The organism is Hydrotalea sp. (assembly GCF_049968455.1).
Lineage (GTDB): Bacteria > Bacteroidota > Bacteroidia > Chitinophagales > Chitinophagaceae > Hydrotalea.
The window spans coordinates 127,002-146,824 of the sequence record NZ_JBMFQT010000008.1 but is presented as its reverse complement, the minus strand read 5'-3'; the positions used below and the strand labels follow the sequence as shown (position 1 = coordinate 146,824).

Below are 19,823 nucleotides of genomic sequence, written 5' to 3'. Positions count from 1 at the left end.
CCTGTGACACCATCTACACCATTATTACCTGTAGCTCCTTGCGGACCTGTAGCTCCTGTTTGACCAGTAGCACCGGTTGCGCCGGTTGCACCATCTATACCATTATTTCCAGTGGCTCCTTGCGGACCAGTTGCACCTGTTGCTCCGGTTGAGCCATTTGTTCCATTCACACCGGCAGGGCCTTGTGGACCTGTGGCACCAGTTACCCCTTGTGCGCCTGTTTGGCCCGTAGCGCCAGTTACACCCATAAAAGATGCACCACTATTTACCCAAATACCACCAGATTTTTGATAAATATTTCCATTGGTGATATCAATATAAGTATCACCATTATTGCCTGTACCATTAGAAGGTGCTCCACTACCACTAATTACAGAGGCGCCGGATGCACCGGTAGCTCCTGTATTACCGGTAATACCTTGTACACCTTGTGCACCTGTGGCACCCACTGCACCGGTAGGTCCGGTTACACCAGTAGCGCCCATTAAAGATTTGCCTGAACTAATCCAAGCTCCACCCGATTTCACATAAATAATACCTGTAATATTATCAATATAAGTATCGCCATTGTTACCTAAAGTATTGGCCGGAGTACCGGAACCACTTAAAGCAGAAAATCCGGCCGCTCCTGTTGCGCCGGTTACTCCCATCAAACTATTTCCCGTACTTGTCCAAACCCCACCCGATTTGGTATATATAATACCCGTGGAATTGTCAATATATGTATCGCCATTGTTACCCAAACTATTGTTGGGCACTCCGGTTCCGCTTAAAGCAGAAGCCCCGGTTTGTCCTGTTGGCCCGGTTGCTCCTGTAGTTCCTTTTAAAGTCGCCCCTGAGTTTATCCAACTACCTGCATTTTTAGTATAAACATTACCTGTTACAATATCAATATAACTATCGCCATTAAAACCCAAAGTTGGTGCAGGAGCACCGGAACCAGTTAAAACATTAGCACCGGCTGTTCCGGTAGCTCCGGTGGCACCGGTAGCCCCGGTAGGCCCTTTTGGTGAGTTTAATGCATATAAAGCGTAAGGAACACTCAGCATTTCTGAGGCACCCATATTTATATAACCCTGGCCTAAATCTATTTCAGTTTGAATGTATTGTTGAAGTGGACTGGCCCAGTCAATATCAGTAAATTTAGCACTGGTAGTAGGTGTACCTTTACCAATGTCTAAATAAAACAAACCATATTGGTTGGTTGTAACGGTTTGTACCTCTTGGTATTCAAGGGTACGATTAGGGCTGGTTCCTAATAATATGCTGATCCGTACATTAATTTGCTGATTGCTCAAAAGGGCTCCATTTAAGCCGCGGGCAACCGCCTGATATTTAAAGGATTGCGGTTGTGCATAGGATACAGCAATAACGCCGATCAATAAGCAGAAGGTTAGTAAAATTCTTTTCACACTTCCAAGGTTTAAGGTTGTTATCTCACTACGTTTAAAATCTCATTAACAAATCATAATACAAAAATAAATGTATTTATAATAAAATGTTAAACGCTACAGTAGGTATTAAATTTTATATGACATTAAAATCACCCATTTTTATGAAATTACAAGCGCATTAACTTCAACTCTCCACGGAAATTTTTATCACTTCTTATTCTTATAAAGTAAACCGCACGTGCTAAATTGGTAACATCTAAATCCACATACAAGAAGTTATGATTAAAGTATTCAACGGTAGTTGTTTGAAGTACCCTTCCCAACGCATCAATGATATCAATGGTATAAGTTCCATTGGGCACATCTCTGAATCCTAATTTTGTTTTTCCATCAATGGTTGGATTAGGAAATAAAACGAAATAGTTACTGGAATCGCGATATATATTCTCTTGAATTTCAGGATCGGGTTGTTGAAAACCTGCTGTTATGGCTTTCCCTTGGAACACATTCGGAAATAAATCAGCTACAGGCTCTCCTACGGTAAAAGAAATGGCCACACTACCTTGGTTGGTATAACCGCCTGCTGTTGCTACTACCTGACGTTGAATAGATTGCGCAGAAACAGTGCTATTTACAGCGAAAATTGCTGCGAGAATAACGATAAAATTGCGTAGATTTCTATACATGCTTGTAGTGATTTGACTACAAAAATAATAAAAGTTTTCAAAGTACCAAATTTATGTAATAACTACACTAAGTTTATTTTAATTGTTACATTCATTTGAAGGAGGATAGAAACCCATCGAATTTTATAAAAGCCACCCCGAATAAGCAATTAATCTTCAATTATTTTAAGCCCATTAAAAAATAGATACTTAATAAAAAAGTCCGTGGAACAACAGTGAAACGCCTATTTTTCTTAACTTTTTTGGTATTTTTTTGAAATTTGTTCGACCCATGTTCGACACAAGCCCAATGAAAAGCAAGCAGAATGGGCATTTGTTCGAACAAAGGTCGAACTTGCCTCGAATTTGTCTCGAACCAGGTACCTACAAATGTCCTGTTACTAAATAGCCGTTTAAGTAGGACGAGAATAATTCTATTAAAACAGATCAGAATATGTAAACTAGTTAAAGATAATTAAATTTTACTAAAAAAACAAATAAAAAGGGGCTTTTTTTCCACAAAAAAAGAAAATATATCTCCTCTATCAAACTAAAAATTATACAAGAAAATAGATAACAACAAAGCAATATGTAATAGCTAATTTTAAATGATGCTTAAACCAATTGGCAATTGCTGAAGTTAACCTTTCAAATAAATTGAGCATATTTTAGCTTTCTTTTTTAAAAAACAAACATTTTTTGAAATTTGCCGAATTATTAAAAGCAAGCATACAATATATTTACATCATAACACCACATTTAACGGCAACCCTGATACCCTAATTATGAAAAAAAAAGTTACGTATACTATTTTACTTGGTATTTTATTGGCAACAACTATGGTATATTGGAACCATTTTTCTAATACTTTCCATTTCGATGATAGCCATACCATAGTAAACAATATATATATAAGAAGCCTTAAGCATATACCGAGGTTTTTTGTGGACGGCACCACTTTTAGTACATTGCCGCAAAACCAATCTTACAGACCAATTGTAAGTTTAACTTTAGCCATTGATTATTGGTTAGCAGGAGGTTACTTTCCATTTTGGTTTCAGTTAGATGATTTTATTGTTTTTTTATTGCAAGGCATATTGCTTTTCTATTTTTTTATTCAATTATTCAACTTGGTGCAACCCAATACCAAACGCAACATTTGGCTGGCAGCTTTTGGAGTAGCCTGGTATTTGTTACATCCTGCCAATGCGGAAACCATTAATTATATCATTGCCCGAAGTGACTTGCAATCGACCATGTTTGTAGTTTTAGGTTTTGTTGTGTACCAATATTGGCCAAAATTCAGAAAAAATTATTTGTACCTCATACCCATTTTAATTGGGAGTTTGGCCAAACCCACTGCTGTAATGTTTGCCCCCATTTTCTTCTTTTATTTGTTATATTTTGAATACAATCTCAATCTGCAACAATTATTTCAATCAAAACACAGGCAACAGGTTATTCTACTAATCAAAAAAATAATTCCTGTGTTTATAGTATGCGGAATAATGTATGTATTCATTGATAAAATGACCCCGCCCAGTTGGATTCCCGGTGGAACTTCTACACTTCAATATTTAATTACCCAGCCTTACATTATTGCACATTATTTTGGAATTTACTTTTTACCCATAGGGTTAAGTGCTGATACCGACTGGGGGTTACTACCTGGTATAACAGACCCTAGATTTATTGCCGGTATTTTATTTGTTGTAGCATTGCTTGTTGTTGCTATTATTACGTCATTTAATAAAAAATGGCAGCCCATTAGTTTTGGAATTTTTTGGTTCTTTTTGGCTTTAATTCCAACTTCCAGCATTTTCCCTTTGGCAGAAGTATTAAACTACCATCGAATATTCTTCCCATATATTGGCTTAATGATAAGTGTAGTATGGACAATAGGGTTATTTTTAGAACCATTGAAAATTTGGTTTGAAAAAAATGCATTACCTTATAAAACATCTATAGCAATTGCAGCACTTTTATTATTAGGTGTATATGCTTATGCAACTATCAATAGAAATAAGGTATGGCACACAGAAGAAAGTTTGTGGAAGAATGTAACGGAAAATAGTCCAAATAATGGAAGAGGATTAATGAATTATGGATTAACACAAATGAATAAAGGAGATTATGCTACGGCAGAAAAATATTTTATTCGGGCCTTACAACTATTACCTAATTATCATGCTTTACAAATAAATTTGGCTATCATCAATGATATTAAAGGAGACACTACAGCCGCTGTAACCTATTTTAAACGTGCATTAGCTTTAGGTCCGGCCTATCCTGAAAGTTGGTTTTTTTATGGAAGATATTTAATGAACCATCAGCATTATACGGTAGCTATCCCCTACTTACAAAAATCGTTGGAATTATCGCCTGCACAAATAGATGCCAGACTGCTCTTAATGCGTGCTTATAGTGAAACCGGTCAATGGTCTGCCTTAAAAAACTTAGCACTGGAAACACAAAAGTTGATCCCTGATAATGCTTCTGTTAAGGAATATTTGATTATGGCTGAAGCACAAAAAAATGGTTTAGATATGCAGGAAAGTTTAATTGATGCGCAACCTGATGCCAATAAATACATTGATTTAAGTTTAGGCTATTACCAAAAAGGGGACTACACTGGATGCATTAGAGCTGCTGAAAAAGCCTTAAAAATCAAGCCCAATTTTGCTGAAGCTTACAACAACATTGGCTCTAGTTACATTGCTTTGAAAGAATACAAAAAAGCCATACCTGCATTAGAAAAAGCCATTGAACTAAAACCTGATTTTACAATTGCAAAAAACAATCTTCAATTTGCGTTAAGGGCACTAAAAAATTAGTAGCCAATATTTATTTTTGTTATAAATTTTATTAAACTTTTTAAACATATTCATAAAATGAACGAAACTAACTCAAACAGCAATATGGAAAACAATGCCATCAACCCTTTAGTAAAGCGAATATTAATTATTGCAGGAGTTGTTATTGTAATGGCAATACCAATAGCCATTTTAATTTCAAGTGCACCGAAAAAAAATAATTATACCTTAGAAAAATCAAATACAGATAGTCTTAGCAATTTATTGGCCAGTCTTGAAAAAGCAGTCAATGTTAATCCGAGTGCTGCCAACATATTGGCATTATCAGCTGCATACATTAATGCAAAAATGCCCGGAAAAGCCATTCAACCCTTACAAAAATTAATTAAAAAAGAACCCAATAATGCCAATGCCTATAATAATTTAGGTGTAGCCAATATTATGTTAAAAAATTATACATTGGGTATTGATGCATGCAAAAAAGCCATTAGCCTTGATACTAGTTTTCAGTTAGCAAAAAATAATTTAAAATGGGGCTTAGATGAAAAACAAAAAACCATTAATATCATCAATACCTTATTGACAAAAACACCCGATAAGCAGGACCAGGCATTTTACATTCAACTGGGACTTTTATACATGCAAGTAGGAGAATATAATAAGAGCATAGCCATTTGGAGTGATGGATTGAAAAAGTATCCTTCTGCAAGTTCCATATTTTACAATAATATAGGCACAGCGAAGGTGTTCCAAAAAGAATATGATAAAGCCATTGAAAATTTTAATAAAGCCCTTGCTGCAGATCCTAATAATCAACTAGCTAAAAATAATATAGCATGGGCGCAGCAAGAAAAAAATGATAATAAACCAGAATAATTTAAAATAAAGTCAAGAAATTTTTTCAAAGAAGTTATAGATGAATTTTTTAAGGGAAAATACATACATATAAATTATTTATTTTGTATGTATAGTAATTGGATGTTATTATTCTTTTACATTTATCAATCAACCATTAATAGGAACAGATGATGCGAATATTTTATTTGTTTATGCTAAAAATTTTGTACATGGGAATGGTATTGTGTACAATGTTGGTGGAGAACATGTTGAAGGATTTACTTGCTTCTTTTATTTTATAATTTGCAGTGCTTTTTATCTAATAACACCTAATCCTGAAGTTCTAATATTCTTTTTTAATTTAATTTTATCTATAATAAGCATATTGCTTATTCAATATACAATTCATTTAATTTCTAAAAAATTAGCTTTTTCAAAAAAGCTTAGGATTTGTTTACAAATAGGATTTTTAGCTTGGTTAATTAGTAATCCATTATATTTCGGATGGAATGTCATTTCATTAATGGATACAGGCTTATATAGTTTTATACTTATAAGCATTTTTTGCTACTTTATACAATTACTATTTGATAGCGATATTTCCAAAGAAAAAAAAGCTATTTTACTTTCCCTACTCCTTATCACACTCATTTTAACAAGGCCTGAGGCTATTATTTGGGGAATTGCTTTTATTACCTTGTTTGCTTTTATCATTCATTTACAAACAAGAAATTTTAATAAAACAATAAAACTAATCATACAACCAATTATTGGCTATACAGTTAGTTTTATAATTCGCACAATATTCCGACTTATTTATTTTAAATATCCTTTCCCAAATACATTCTATGCAAAGGTATCAGCATCCTTTGAACAGACGATAAGTGATGGATTCAATTATTTTGAAAATTTTATAAAACAATATGGTGTAGTATTAGTTATATTTTTAGCACTTAGCACAACCTTTATTTTAATTGAATACATAAAAAATAATACCAGTATTACATTTTTATTAGGTTTTATAATAATTCTAATTACATAACTGGTATAACAATTCCAATTTTAGAAGGTGCGGATCATTTTCATGGTTTTAGAATGTATCAACCAATTTATCCTATACTGTATTTTATATTTTTGATTCCATTATTTTATTTTACAAAGAAATCGTTTTATTACACCTATATATTTTTGATTGTGGGGGGAATTTGGATTTCAAAAAACATCTACCAGAATTGGCTTTATTTTAAAAATAGCCAAAATTTATCTGAATCAGTAGCTAATTATCAGTTTAGTATTTCAAATGAGTTTTATATTGCTGCTAATGAAAGAGAAAATGGGAAAATCTTATCTATCATTTTTGAAGATTCATTGCCAAAAATTGGATATGGCTCAGCAGGTGGAATAGCCTATGGATATAAAGGAAATATAATTGATATGATGGGATTGAACAATACCCTTATGGCTCATGCCAATACCATAAAAGTTGGTCCAAAAGGACATGAATCATTTGATAAAGAAACGTTCTATGAATTAGCACCTGAAATTTTGATGGCACAAACATTCAAGGCGAACATGATAAATTTACAAGGAGCTAATGATTATTATACAAACCCAACTACGTGGGATAATATGATATTTAAAAACATATTTAATGATTATTCCTTTAAGGAAAGGTATCAATTAGCTGAAATCATCAATAAAGGCTTTCCTGAATATGGTTGTGTTGGTTATTTCAGAAAAGATTATTTAAATTATTTAAATAATCAATCAAAATTCATTGTTCAACCCTATGAATAATAAAAATCGGTTAAAATTTTAGAATCACAATAGTTATTTTCGAAGACATTTATTTAACTTTTTTCAAATTAGTTAGCAATTATATTTGAAAAATTGATATCACTAGCAATTAGTTTCTTTACAATAAGGAAAATTGAAAAGATAAATAATACAATTACCGGAAGAATATGATTAAATCGAATTAAGAATAAGCTGATAGCGGAAATTTCTTTCCCTCTAAGTAAAAAATAAAAATTGGGTAAACTGCTAATAAAACAAATGAATAGCAATAACGGAATCCACTTTCTGTAAAATACCTTTCTGTTATATTGCAATACAAAAATGCCCAATACAGGCGATAATGAAGCATATTGATATTCCCAAACAGTATTATAACTCAGAAAAAAAGTAAGCGAAATACTTACTGATAATAAGAGGGCTAACTGGTATTTGGTTTCTTTATTTTGAATGAAAGGTATCAAAAATGAAAGAAACAAAGTAATGTATATGGGAAGTTTATACCAACCAGCATTTAATGGATAGCCTAATAATGTATCGAAAAAAACAGGGAATGAAAAAACATCTATATGCATTAATCTATAATCACTTTGTGCAATTAAGTTGAACCAATGTATGCTGTTGTCTTTCATATAAGCATTTAGCACAAATTGGTTTTGATAAATGTTCATATGCTGTTTAACAAAATCAGGATTGGATAAAAGATAAATAATATTTTTAAATCCAATTGCCTCCGGATTTAGAAACGGTACAACAATAAAAAGCAAGGATACTATTCCGTAAATGATTAAACTAATAAATGTAGTCTTTCGTGTTTTCTTCAACAATAATAATAATGGCAACATTAATAAAACAATAGGTTTACTGAAAAAAGAAATTAATAAACCCGCCATTAAATATTTATTGGCCAATTTTTCATTATGTTGGCTATTAATGGGTAGAGAAAAAAGATGCAAAGCCAAGAAAATAAATGTTAAAGCAAGAATTAATGGTGCGTGCATATTGCCCACATAAAACATCCAAAATATAGGGAGACCGAATAACATTAAAAACCAAATTAACCGCTTTGATAGTGTATTGGATGCTTCCTTAGCCATTAACCAGGCTGCCAAAACCATGAGCGAGAATGAAAACAATACGAAAAGCCAATAGCTGGTCCATGGGGCAAAGAATGCAAACCAACTACACACAAATAAACCAAATGCAGGATGACCTAAATACCAGGTTGCATATGGACCATAAGGGGCTCCTCCCCACGTATCAAACATACTTATCCCTTCCTTCAAATTTAAAAATGTTTTGGGCAAAGCAAAATAGTCAATACCCTGTACATGAAGATTATCTGAATCATAAAAAAAAATATTAAGCCATCCGGTTTTTAGTGACAAAAGCATAAAAACACACCATACAATAGTCAGTAGTGGCAGATACTGTATTAAAAAAAATTTAATCTTATTATGCATTAAGTAAAAATTAGCACATTTATTTTATCCATTTGAACCTTAAAGGCTGAAAATAATATATTCATGAAATCTCATCCAATGCCCTTAACCATGCTTCAAGCAATGGCATTTCAGATTCACCAATGTATTGCCGCTGCACCAATGCTTCATAACAACGTTTTAAATTATCCCCTAAATTATTGGCACCACCTTTTAATGATAAACATTCTAAAGTTTTCTTTATTTCATTATTATGTAAATACCCGGGTACCTCATCTTCAAAATCACGCATTAAATTATGTTCATTTCTCTCCTGCCATACAGTGGGTGCATAAAATAATACCTGCCAATTATTTTCCCATGCAATTCTTTGGGCAATAAAACTGCGCCAAATATCAGTCATTCTAAAACTACAATAGGAAGGTAAATACAATAATGGAAATGCCTCTTTATACCATACCGTATTCTGACTATTAAATGGACACCAAGTATGTTTACCCAATGCAATTGGTGCATTATGGTTGAACTGAATACGTTCATCATTTACTAACCTATATATTGCATCAACATCCGGATTATCATTGGCTAAACCTTGCTGTATTGGAGCATTAATATTTTGTAACTGAGCCTTTGAAAAATCAGCACTATCATCCAAAATACAGTCTAACGGTAATCCCCGAGGCCAAATATTCTTATGGGTGAAATATTGATAAATATTCACCCATTTACCAGTAACCTCATAATGAAATTGAGTACTTGATTGAGGAAAAAAATTAAAAAAATTATCATTCCCAAAATTATCATCGTCAGTTTCAATAATAACGGTACTACCTTGCTGTATAGCTTGTAAATAACCCATATTCTTCCGGGCATAGTGTTTTACAGGCAATAAACGTGAGAAAGAATTATGTATTCCATGTTGTGCATCAATAGATAAAAATTGGCAATTGTCAATAAAAAAATCATTGGGCGATTTAGTATCCCCGACCACAATAAAATTTACCGAATGCTGTTTACACATTTGTGCATAGCTTTTTAAAACCGCATTGGGTGAAGCAATGGATGTTATGACTAAACTAATTTTTTCACTCATGAGTTACAATTGATTAGGATGTTTTTGGGTAAACCGATTAGCAAAATAATGCCACAAAACCTGTAATGAGTTTTTTATGGCTTTTTTAGAAACACTGGGTGAGGGTGCCTGATAGTGAATGGGGATTTCAGCATACTTTGACTTGCGTAACAAGTACCTGATTTCAGTTTGATAAAAATGAGCTTTAGACAATAAGGGATACTCAATTATTTTTTTAACAATCGCTGCATGAAATCCTTGATAACCCGATGTCATATCATACATTTTAGTTCCTAATAAAACATTAGATAAAAATGTACCAGCTCGCGATAAAAAAACTCTAGATGATGGCGATTTGACCATTGAGCCACCATTAATAAACCTACTGCCAAAGGCACATTCATTTCCTTCATTTAATACCCTTAAAAACATGGGAATGGCTTTAGGATCATGGCTCATACCAGCATCCATCTCTATTATGATATCATGTCCGTTTTTATAGGCTTCTTTATAACCACGTATGTAGGCATCCACTACATTCTTGTTTTCAGGTGCATAAACTGTTATAAAGCGTTCATCCGTTGTTGACAATTCTCGACAAAGTTCCAAAGTTCGATCCTTTGAGACAGTATCAACTACCAAATAAACGGTACCGGATTGTAGTCGGTTTAATACCATTAACAGTTCATCAGTAAATAACTTAAATTCTGACTCTTCATTAGCCATTGGTATTACTACAGCCCAATTATTATCATAATACATGAAAGGTAAATTTATTTTAAATTTTCAATTTCTCTGTTTTCTAACGCCAACTTTAAATGTGCTATTTCTTGTGATAGCTTTCGAATGTTGTTTTGTAATTTTGAAGCCACCACGCTTAAATGCAACAAATAAATAAAAATAGCAAAAATAGCTCCGGTAAACACCAAGTTGGGTGCTTCAAACACACCCAAAAAATGAGCAATTACATCAAGCCCTCTTCGCCAAAAGGAAAAAAGCATAATGAACAGTGTACATATTAACCACACAATGGCATATTCTTCTCTTAATTTTCCTTTTACAATTAAGCGGAAAATATAAACTAAGAAAAAAATATTAACAACGATTGTCAGCAATTGTATGCGTATCATGGTATAACGTTTAATGACGAATAAATGTGAAAAACATTCCTAAACTAACTTTAAAACTATAATAAACAGAGGCAGATTTCCCGATTGAAGAAGTTCCACCCTGCCGTTCTCGCATTTGAACAGACACTTCTTTTATCTTTAAACCCGCTTTAGCAAATAACACCAATGATTCGGGCTCCGGATATTCATCGGGATAATTATTGGCAGCCAATGCAATGGCGTTTTTATTTAATAACCGAAATCCGGAAGTGCTGTCAAAAATTTGATTCCCCGTAAATATTCGGTTTAACCAATGAAAATAACGAATACCCAAACGGCGTATAAAAGAAGACTGAAACCCATTACCGTTACCTATAAAGCGTGAACCAATTACCACATCAGCATTATATTGTTTTTGGGCATCGAGTAAGGTAACTACTTCAGCAGGAGGGTGCTGCCCATCACCATCTAACTGAATAGCGAAATCATAGTGATTGTTAAATGCATATTGTATACCTGATTGTACTGCACCACCAATTCCCAAATTCATAGGTAAATCAATTACCCAAGCATTCATTTGCTTAGCTACAGTTACCGTATTATCTGTTGAGCAGTCGTTCACTACTATAACATCTACCTTATAAGGTTCGGGAAATGTAGTTTTTGCCACCTCCCTAAGTAGAGCCGGTAAAGCAGCCTCTTCATTGTAGCAGGGAATTATTAGCAGTACTTTCTTTTGCATCATAAATTAGGTGGCAAATAACTAAAAAAAATTGTCATTTCAATAATAAGCAATTTTTTGAATAATATAAGCACTGCATTAAAATTCTAAATGCGCTACCAAGCTTTTTGTAATGACCAATAATTTAAACCATTCAATAAAAAAACGGCCGGCGCATTCCAGTTAATGGCAATCTCATTGGCTGCATAGGCTTTATCATTATCTGTATAAGCTGTTTCAGGATAATTATTCGGGTATATTTGTCCATCTTGCCTAGAGGGATTAGGCCCGCCTACCAATAATCCAGGAATTGGTGCCTGAATACCATCGGCTATAGATGGCCGATGATGTGGATGCATAGGACTTTTGGTACCAAAACCGGTTATATAACAATACCCTGTTGCATTACGACCTAATAAATAATCGGCATTAGATAATGCACCATTCAAATAACGCCTTTCCCCTGTAAGTTGAAACACTTGTAATAACCACATGCCCTGGTTAGCAGCTACAGCATTACTGCCCCATATAAAATCATTATTCGATTGCCCCATAACGGTATGCATGGCCATATTGCCGTGTTGCAATAAATAATTGGCAACTTCAATAGCTTGCAATTTACAATTTTGAATAAGTGGTTGTAAAGAAGCAGGCAATTGATTTGCATGGTTTAATAATGAAAACATGCCTAATGCTGCTACTTGATTCCATGAGGGAATGACAGCAACAGTAACTTTATACTGCAGTAACCAATTGATATAAGGTTTATCTTTTGTACTGATAGCCAATTCTGCTGCTGCCCAAAACCATTCGTCCATTAAGTGGGTATCACCATAAGCACCGGTTGTAACTGCAGGTTTAAACTTAGCATTCATGGCAGTTTGGTTATAATCTAAGTTAGGATGCTGCTCAGCCCACTGCCATGCTTTAACTGCAGCCTGTTTACATGAGTCGGCTAAATGAGGCAAACGATTGTTTTGCCATTTTGCAAAAATCCCTGCTGCCTGTGCCATTACTGCTGCAAAATCAAGAGTGGCTGCTGTTGTTTTCTCAATTACGTAACGGGGTTGGGTTGCTGCATTTGGCATAACCATTCCATCAAAAGCAGCATTGGTGCATTTATGATATACGCCCCCATCAGTATCCTGCATGGTGAGCATCCAACGTAAATTGTACAATAGTTCATTAATAATGTCGGGCAGACCATTGCCTGTTTCTGGAATATTGGTGGTAAGGGTATCGAAGTAACTAGCATAGTGCGCATAAGCACTAAGCAATGTGTACATAGTAATGCCGGAATTTACCACATACTTGTTATAATCGCCCGCATCATACCAACCACCGGGTGTTGCAATAGTTGAACCGGCAGGGCGCTCATTAGTGGATGCAGACTCATGTATCAAAACAGCATTATCCGGATGTCCGGCAGGTCTAGCCCATACACCTGCATATTGCGGTAATAAGGGCATGGAAGCACGTTGATAATAATAACCTTTTAAAACAGCTTTACCAATTGTATTAAAAGGCAGCAAATGAATAATTATTTGAGGTTTATTGATTGCACCGGGTACAATTAATTGAAACGTACCCACTTGTTGGAAAGCAGAAAAATCGGCCAATTGAACAGGAATATTATTGGCATACAAATCATTGCGGGTAGGCTGCAATTGAGCAGAAAACAAGGTATCAGTGCCCGAAATATTGGTGATGAAAAACTTGGTGCCATTGGTAATATTGAATACAGCAGCAATTTTGGGTGCATTTATTTGATAACCCACCTGATTAACTTCAATGGTTTGTGCTTTAACAGTAAATGATGTTAGTAAATAAACTAATGAAATAATGATACGAGTATTTGACATAGGAAAAAAATGATAGATGCGACAATTATTGCAGCAATTTACTATAAAATATGCTAGTACTAACCGAATAAATGCTGATATGGAATGCTAAAAGCGCATACTAACAACTTATGCTTATTTTTGCAGCCCAACAGCCGCCAAAAGCATTACAGTATAAGTGTGCGACGCAACGGAAGTTGAATAAAGTGATACAGATGACTACAAAAAATTATAACAGATTGTTGGTTACCGCTGCCCTGCCTTACGCAAACGGGCCTGTACATATTGGGCATTTAGCAGGTTGTTATTTACCGGCAGATATTTATGTGCGCTACCAGAGGGCGCAAAAACGCGATGTAAAATTTATTTGCGGATCGGATGAACATGGTGTACCCATAACCATTCGTGCCATGAAGGAAGGGATTACACCACAACAAGTGGTTGATAAATACCATGCGTTAATTAAAGAAAGTTTTGCGCAAATGGGAATTGCTTTTGATATTTTTTCAAGAACATCGAACCCCATACACCACGAAACAGCATCTGCTTTTTTTAAGAAACTATATGACGATGGATTATTTGAAGAAAAAGAAACTGAGCAATTTTTTGATGAAACTACCCAAACTTTTTTAGCAGATAGATATATTATCGGCACCTGCCCTGTATGCGGCAATCCCGGTGCGTATGGTGATCAATGTGAAAAATGCGGAACATCATTGAGTCCTGAGCAATTAATCAATCCCCGTAGTACACTTAGTAATGCCATACCTGTAAAGAAAAAAACAAAACACTGGTATTTTCCATTACAAAACTATGAGCCTTGGTTAAAAGAATGGATTATTGATGGACATAAAGAATGGAAGAATAATGTTTATGGACAATGCAAAAGTTGGTTAGACAATGGCTTACAACCCAGAGCTATGACAAGAGACAGTAACTGGGGTGTAAAAGTACCCTTACCTGATGCAGAAGGAAAAGTATTATATGTTTGGTTTGATGCACCCATTGGCTATATTTCTGCTACTAAGGAATTAACCAATGAATGGAGCGATTATTGGTGTAGGGAGGATACAAAGTTGGTACATTTTATTGGGAAGGATAACATTGTTTTTCATTGTATTATTTTCCCTGCAATGTTAAAGGCGCATGGCAATTTTGTTTTGCCCGACAATGTACCAGCCAATGAGTTTTTAAATATTGAAGGAGAAAAAGTATCAACATCACGCAATTGGGCGGTATGGGTACACGAATATGTAAAAGACTTTCCCGACCAACAGGATGTACTACGCTATGTATTGTGCGCCAATGCTCCGGAAACTAAAGACAATGATTTTACCTGGAAAGATTTTCAAGATAGAAACAACAATGAATTGGTTGCCATTTTGGGCAATTTTGTTAACCGAACTTTTGTATTAATGCACAAACTTTGTAACGGTAAGGTACCTCCGTTACATAAAGATATTTTAGATGAAATTGACAACAGTTTAATTGCGGATATACAGACTGCTAAACAAAAAGTTGAAGACAACATTGAACACTACCGTTTTAGGGATGCATTGTTTGAAGTAATTGATTTGTCGAGAAAAGGGAACCAATATTTGCAAAAAAAGGAGCCCTGGAAGAAAGCCAATTTGTTAGCAGAAGATCCTACCAATCAGCACCACATTGACAACTGTTTGCATTTAGCTTTACAACTTACAGCCAACTTAAGTATTTTAATCAATCCCTTCCTACCATATACTGCAGCAAAAATGTTGCATATGATGAAAGTAGTACCTAAAATGTTAGAATGGGAAAATGCAGGAACCTTAAATTTATTACGAACAGGATACACATTAAGAGCACCGGAATTGTTATTCAAAAAAATAGAAGATGAAACCATAGCGGCACAAATTGAAAAACTAAAAAGTGAAAGTAAACCCATGCAAGAAAAAACCAATGAAATAACACCCATTGAATACAAACCATTGAAACCTGAAATTACCTATGACGATTTTGCTAAGTTAGACTTCAGAGTTGGTACCATTACCGCAGCAGAAAAGGTGGCTAAAGCCGATAAGCTATTGCAATTAACGGTTGATTTAGGTTTTGAAACACGAACTATTGTGTCGGGCATTGCACAGCATTTTACGGCTGAAAGCATTGTAGGCAAACAAGTTACTGTAGTGGCCAACCTAGCCCCCAGAAAAATGCGTGGCATTGATAGCAATGGCATGATACTAATGGCCGAAGACAGTAAAGGAAAACTGCACTTTATTAATGCAGAAGACACAACAGAAAATGGCAGTGAGGTAAGATAGATGAAAAAACAGTTTATTAAAATAAAATGCCGCTCTTAATATAAACGGGGCGGCATTTGTGTATGTAAAATCAGGTATTATGCTTTGTCGTAATGGGCACATTCTTTTAGTTCTTTTTCAGAATAGGCTAACCCATATTGTTTTAACACCTCATCGGGCACACCATTCCATTGATTAGGTACATTGCCCATATAACCAATATCTTTTACACCCATTTCGGAAGTATAAAAGCCGGTAACTACCAAATCACGCATTTTATTGAAGAAAGCTACTCCCTGCGACATTTCGGGCTTGGCTTTGTTTGGATAAGCAATAGCATCTACCATTTCAATTTGTTGTTGTGGTGTACAATCAACGAAAGCATGGTTGTATTTATTTAGGCATTGCATATCTAACCAACGCAGTCCACCCCTAAGAGGCAGTTGATGTTCGGGCATATCATTTACAATGAATTCAATGAATTCAGGCACCTTAGCTTCTGTAGCACTACCACTTACTTCATCTTTTGGTATAATAATGTCTGAAAGTACCCGAATGGTTTTCATTTCATGATCGTCAAAAAATTTTTCTGCGGCTACCTTTTCATAGTGTTTAATTTCTTCAGCCATTCTGTCGGGGCCAAGAAAAGGGTTAGCACTAACCGAAGATGCATCTGTAATTTTTTTATCTGCATTTTTACAGGCTTCCACCAATACACCTGCTGATGCTCCGGTAATGAGTAATGCTTTAATGGATTTTCTTCTGTCCATACTTTAAATATTTTGTTTTTTCATTTGGTCAATAATGTATTCACTTGCACGCATGGATAATGCTAAAATGGTCCATGTAATATTCTTGTCGGCTTGGGAAACAAACTGTCCACCGTCAACACAAAACAAGTTTTTACAATCGTGTGCTTGGCTCCACTTATTGAGTGCCGAAGTTTTGGGATCATTACCCATTCTAACGGTACCGGCTTCATGTATGATATTTCCGGGATTAGCTAAGCCCCAATTATTCTGTGGCCCGTTATCACCTCCCCAGGTAATGATAGCCCCCATTTGGTGCATTATTTCCTGAAAGGTTTCATGCATGTGTTTGGCTTGTTTAATTTCATAATCGGTATAAGTGGTATTAAATCGTAATACCGGAATACCATATTTATCCACCACATTCGGGTCAATTTCACAATAGCTATCTGCTCTTGCAATAGCCTCACCTCTTCCGGCCATACCAAAACTAGCCCCATAAAAAAAGCGAACGTCTTCTTTCAAAGAGGCACCATACCCACCCGCCTCTTTTGTTTTTCCATTCACAGCAAATCTGCCATTTTGCGATTGGATGCCCATTCCTATGCCATAGGCAGGTTGTTGCATGCCCCCCCAATATTCAATATGGTAACCACGGGGAAAATCTAACTTTTTATTATCTAACCACCAAGGTGTATACACATGCATACCTCCTACTCCATCTTCATTATAGCGTTTTCTGCCAAATAATTGTGGCAATACTCCCCCCATACCAGCACCGGTAGAATCGTGCAAATATTTACCAACCACATTGCTACTATTCGCTAATCCGTTAGGATGGCGTTTTGATTTTGAATTCAATAATAGTCGAGCACTTTCACAAGCACTAGCGCCTAAAATAACTACCCTGCCTTTTACCTGATATTCCAGCAAATCGGTTTTATTCACATAAGAAACACCCGTTGCCAAACCATCATTCCCGGTTAAAATTTCACGAGCCATAGCATTGGTTATTAAATCTAAATTACCTGTTGCTAATGCCGGTTTAACCAAAACCGAAGAGGAAGAAAAATCGCCATAGACTTTACAACTTCTATTGCATTGTGCACAGAAGAAACAAGCTCCTCTATCTTTATTAATAGGTTTGGTAAGTATTGATAAACGAGAAGGTATTACCGGAATATTTATGCCTCCTGCGGCTTTCTTCAACATTAATTCATGCAAGCGCGGTTTGGGTGGAGGTAAGAAAATACCGTCGGGATCATTAGGCAGTCCTTCATTTGTTCCAAACACGCCAATTAGTTGATCAATTTTATCATAATAAGGTTTTACATCTTCATAACCAATTGGCCAATCATCGCCTAATCCATCAATACTTTTCCGTTTAAAATCTTTCGGACCAAAGCGTAATGAAATTCTGCCCCAGTGATTGGTTCTTCCACCCACCATTCTTGCTCGCCACCACTCCCATTTAGTACCATTTGCATGCGTATAGGGTTCTCCATCAATTTCCCAACCCCAGTAGCAACCATCAAAATCACCAAAAGGGCGAAATTTGGTACTGGCGCCCCTTCTTGGTGAATCCCAAGGGTTTTTTAATTGATCGGAATTGACTGCCGGATCATAATTAGGACCTGCTTCCAACATACATACTTTTAAACCCGCTTTGGCTAACACATAGGCAGCCATACCACCACCTGCACCTGAGCCTATAATAATTGCATCATATTGCTTTGGTTCTTTCTTAATTTGGAGTTCACCCATAAATTGTTCGCTTTTTTAGGTTTGAATTAGTTATTTGAAAGTACGCATTTTAAACTATTCAAGCATGAAGCCGATACTATATTTTGCAAGATTGTGCATAATTTGATTTTAGACAAAAAGTGATGAATAACCAAAAACTATTTCATCATTCATTTATAATACTGCAACTTTATTAGTATGAAAATTTGGTGTGTTTTATTTAACAGCATACAAACCTTGCAACGGTTTTGCAATAACGCATAATAGTTTACATATGAAAAAGATAATACAATTAACCTTTACCTGCTTATTGGTAGTTTTAGTAAAAGCGTCTGATACAACTTATGCTGAAAAATTAGGATTTCCCAAAGGTGCCAAAATTGTTATTTTACATGTTGATGATGCGGGCATGAGTCATGAATCGAATGTTGGAGCCATAACTGCATTAACAAAAGGGGTTGCCACTTCAACTAGTGTTATGATGCCCTGTTCATGGGTGCCGGAATTTGTGAACTTTTTAAAAACACATCCGCAAATAGATGCAGGGTTACATTTAACATTGACCAGCGAATGGAAAAATTATCGTTGGGGACCCCTGAGTGGTAAACCCACAACACCCGGTTTGGTTGACAAGGAAGGATGTTTATGGAATAGTGTAGCTGATGTAGTGCAACATGCTGCTGCCACTGAAGTAGCCACTGAAATAAATGCCCAACTTCAACGAGCCCTTAATATGGGTTTTACACCAACCCATGTTGATACGCATATGGGAACCCTTTTGGCCACCCCTGATTTTGCAAAAGTGTATGTTCAATTGGGCATACAAAATCATATCCCCGTTATGTTACCGGGTGGACATGCAACGCTCATTGCAAAACAAATGCATGCACCTACAGCACTTATTCGGCAAATGCAATACATGGGCAAATTATTGTGGAACGCAGGTCTACCGGTATTAGATGACTTGTACAATGAAAGCTACGATTGGGTAAATCCGCCCAACACTTTACAAAATGATAGTTTATTGCAAACATTTAGAACCAACCAATATATTAATGCCTTGAAAAATCTTGAACCAGGTGTAACCATGGTGATTATGCATTGTACTGCTAACTCGCCCTTATTCCAATTTATTTCGGATAGCGGCCCAACCAGACGTGGTGATTTATTGGCCATGATTGACCCTCGTTTAAAGGCATTTATTAACCAAAATGGCATTATTTTAACAACTTGGCGTGAACTAATGCAACGCAGAGGTCAATTAGCAAAATAAATAAAAAAATTAACATGCCATCCTTCTTTTTGAAAAAATTAGTTGCATAGCTAACTATTTTTTATTTAGCTTTGAAAAAACTTCATTTAGG

The 19,823-nt window shown here is 35.4% G+C and carries 15 protein-coding genes and 1 pseudogene; 6 read left to right on the top strand and 10 right to left on the bottom strand.

Going from position 1 to position 19,823, the window contains the following annotated elements; translation table 11 throughout:
• Both ACP5P5_RS07825 and ACP5P5_RS07820 read right to left on the bottom strand, forming a co-directional pair.
• Window positions 1–1,412 (bottom strand): annotated as a pseudogene (locus ACP5P5_RS07825) (hypothetical protein); the annotation flags it as partial.
• 149 nt (window positions 1,413–1,561) lie between these two features.
• Window positions 1,562–2,080, bottom strand: coding sequence for a T9SS type A sorting domain-containing protein (locus tag ACP5P5_RS07820; RefSeq protein WP_428285548.1), 519 nt, complete (start codon window positions 2,078–2,080; stop codon window positions 1,562–1,564).
• A gap of 764 nt (window positions 2,081–2,844) precedes the next feature.
• On the opposite strand from ACP5P5_RS07820, the gene ACP5P5_RS07815 reads away from it, so the two are divergent.
• The 4 genes from ACP5P5_RS07815 (at window position 2,845) to ACP5P5_RS07800 (ending at window position 7,506) form a co-directional block, all read left to right on the top strand.
• Window positions 2,845–4,893, top strand: coding sequence for a tetratricopeptide repeat protein (locus tag ACP5P5_RS07815; RefSeq protein ID WP_428285547.1), 2,049 nt, complete (start codon window positions 2,845–2,847; stop codon window positions 4,891–4,893).
• Window positions 4,894–4,950: 57 nt separating this feature from the next.
• On the top strand, window positions 4,951–5,748 hold the full coding sequence (locus tag ACP5P5_RS07810; RefSeq protein ID WP_428285546.1) for a tetratricopeptide repeat protein: 798 nt from the start codon (window positions 4,951–4,953) through the stop codon (window positions 5,746–5,748).
• A 205-nt stretch (window positions 5,749–5,953) separates the two neighbouring features.
• A complete protein-coding gene (locus tag ACP5P5_RS07805; protein ID WP_428285545.1) occupies window positions 5,954–6,751 on the top strand; it encodes a hypothetical protein in 798 nt (265 codons plus the stop codon).
• Window positions 6,752–6,903: 152 nt separating this feature from the next.
• Window positions 6,904–7,506 carry a hypothetical protein gene (locus tag ACP5P5_RS07800; protein ID WP_428285544.1) on the top strand — a complete coding sequence of 201 codons (603 nt, stop codon included), beginning with the start codon at window positions 6,904–6,906 and terminating at the stop codon, window positions 7,504–7,506.
• Between the two features lie 68 nt (window positions 7,507–7,574).
• On the opposite strand, the gene ACP5P5_RS07795 is transcribed toward ACP5P5_RS07800, so the two are convergent.
• From ACP5P5_RS07795 to ACP5P5_RS07770, 6 genes are all read right to left on the bottom strand, one after another.
• Window positions 7,575–8,789: a hypothetical protein gene (locus tag ACP5P5_RS07795; RefSeq protein WP_428285543.1), complete on the bottom strand. Its 1,215-nt coding sequence runs from the start codon at window positions 8,787–8,789 to the stop codon at window positions 7,575–7,577.
• A 238-nt stretch (window positions 8,790–9,027) separates the two neighbouring features.
• Window positions 9,028–10,038: an STELLO glycosyltransferase family protein gene (locus ACP5P5_RS07790; RefSeq protein ID WP_428285542.1), complete on the bottom strand. Its 1,011-nt coding sequence runs from the start codon at window positions 10,036–10,038 to the stop codon at window positions 9,028–9,030.
• A 3-nt stretch (window positions 10,039–10,041) separates the two neighbouring features.
• The gene (locus ACP5P5_RS07785; protein ID WP_428285541.1) at window positions 10,042–10,779 is read right to left on the bottom strand and encodes a glycosyltransferase; all 738 of its coding nucleotides are present in this window, start codon (window positions 10,777–10,779) and stop codon (window positions 10,042–10,044) included.
• Between the two features lie 11 nt (window positions 10,780–10,790).
• Window positions 10,791–11,147, bottom strand: a complete 357-nt coding sequence (locus tag ACP5P5_RS07780; RefSeq protein ID WP_428285540.1) for a DUF2304 domain-containing protein — start codon at window positions 11,145–11,147, stop codon at window positions 10,791–10,793.
• A gap of 10 nt (window positions 11,148–11,157) precedes the next feature.
• The gene (locus ACP5P5_RS07775) at window positions 11,158–11,871 is read right to left on the bottom strand and encodes a glycosyltransferase family 2 protein (RefSeq protein WP_428285539.1); all 714 of its coding nucleotides are present in this window, start codon (window positions 11,869–11,871) and stop codon (window positions 11,158–11,160) included.
• Between the two features lie 92 nt (window positions 11,872–11,963).
• A complete protein-coding gene (locus ACP5P5_RS07770) occupies window positions 11,964–13,709 on the bottom strand; it encodes a glycoside hydrolase family 9 protein (RefSeq protein ID WP_428285538.1) in 1,746 nt (581 codons plus the stop codon).
• 194 nt (window positions 13,710–13,903) lie between these two features.
• On the opposite strand from ACP5P5_RS07770, the gene metG reads away from it, so the two are divergent.
• Window positions 13,904–15,988, top strand: coding sequence for a methionine--tRNA ligase (gene metG / locus ACP5P5_RS07765; protein WP_428285537.1), 2,085 nt, complete (start codon window positions 13,904–13,906; stop codon window positions 15,986–15,988).
• Window positions 15,989–16,065: 77 nt separating this feature from the next.
• On the opposite strand, the gene ACP5P5_RS07760 is transcribed toward metG, so the two are convergent.
• Together ACP5P5_RS07760 and ACP5P5_RS07755 are read right to left on the bottom strand one after the other, a co-directional pair.
• Window positions 16,066–16,737, bottom strand: a complete 672-nt coding sequence (locus ACP5P5_RS07760; protein ID WP_428285536.1) for a gluconate 2-dehydrogenase subunit 3 family protein — start codon at window positions 16,735–16,737, stop codon at window positions 16,066–16,068.
• 3 nt (window positions 16,738–16,740) lie between these two features.
• Window positions 16,741–18,480, bottom strand: a complete 1,740-nt coding sequence (locus tag ACP5P5_RS07755; protein WP_428285535.1) for a GMC family oxidoreductase — start codon at window positions 18,478–18,480, stop codon at window positions 16,741–16,743.
• Window positions 18,481–18,733: 253 nt separating this feature from the next.
• Here ACP5P5_RS07755 and ACP5P5_RS07750 point away from each other — a divergent pair, with 253 nt between their 5' ends.
• A complete protein-coding gene (locus ACP5P5_RS07750; protein ID WP_428285534.1) occupies window positions 18,734–19,732 on the top strand; it encodes a polysaccharide deacetylase family protein in 999 nt (332 codons plus the stop codon).
• The last annotated feature ends 91 nt before the right edge of the window (window positions 19,733–19,823 follow it).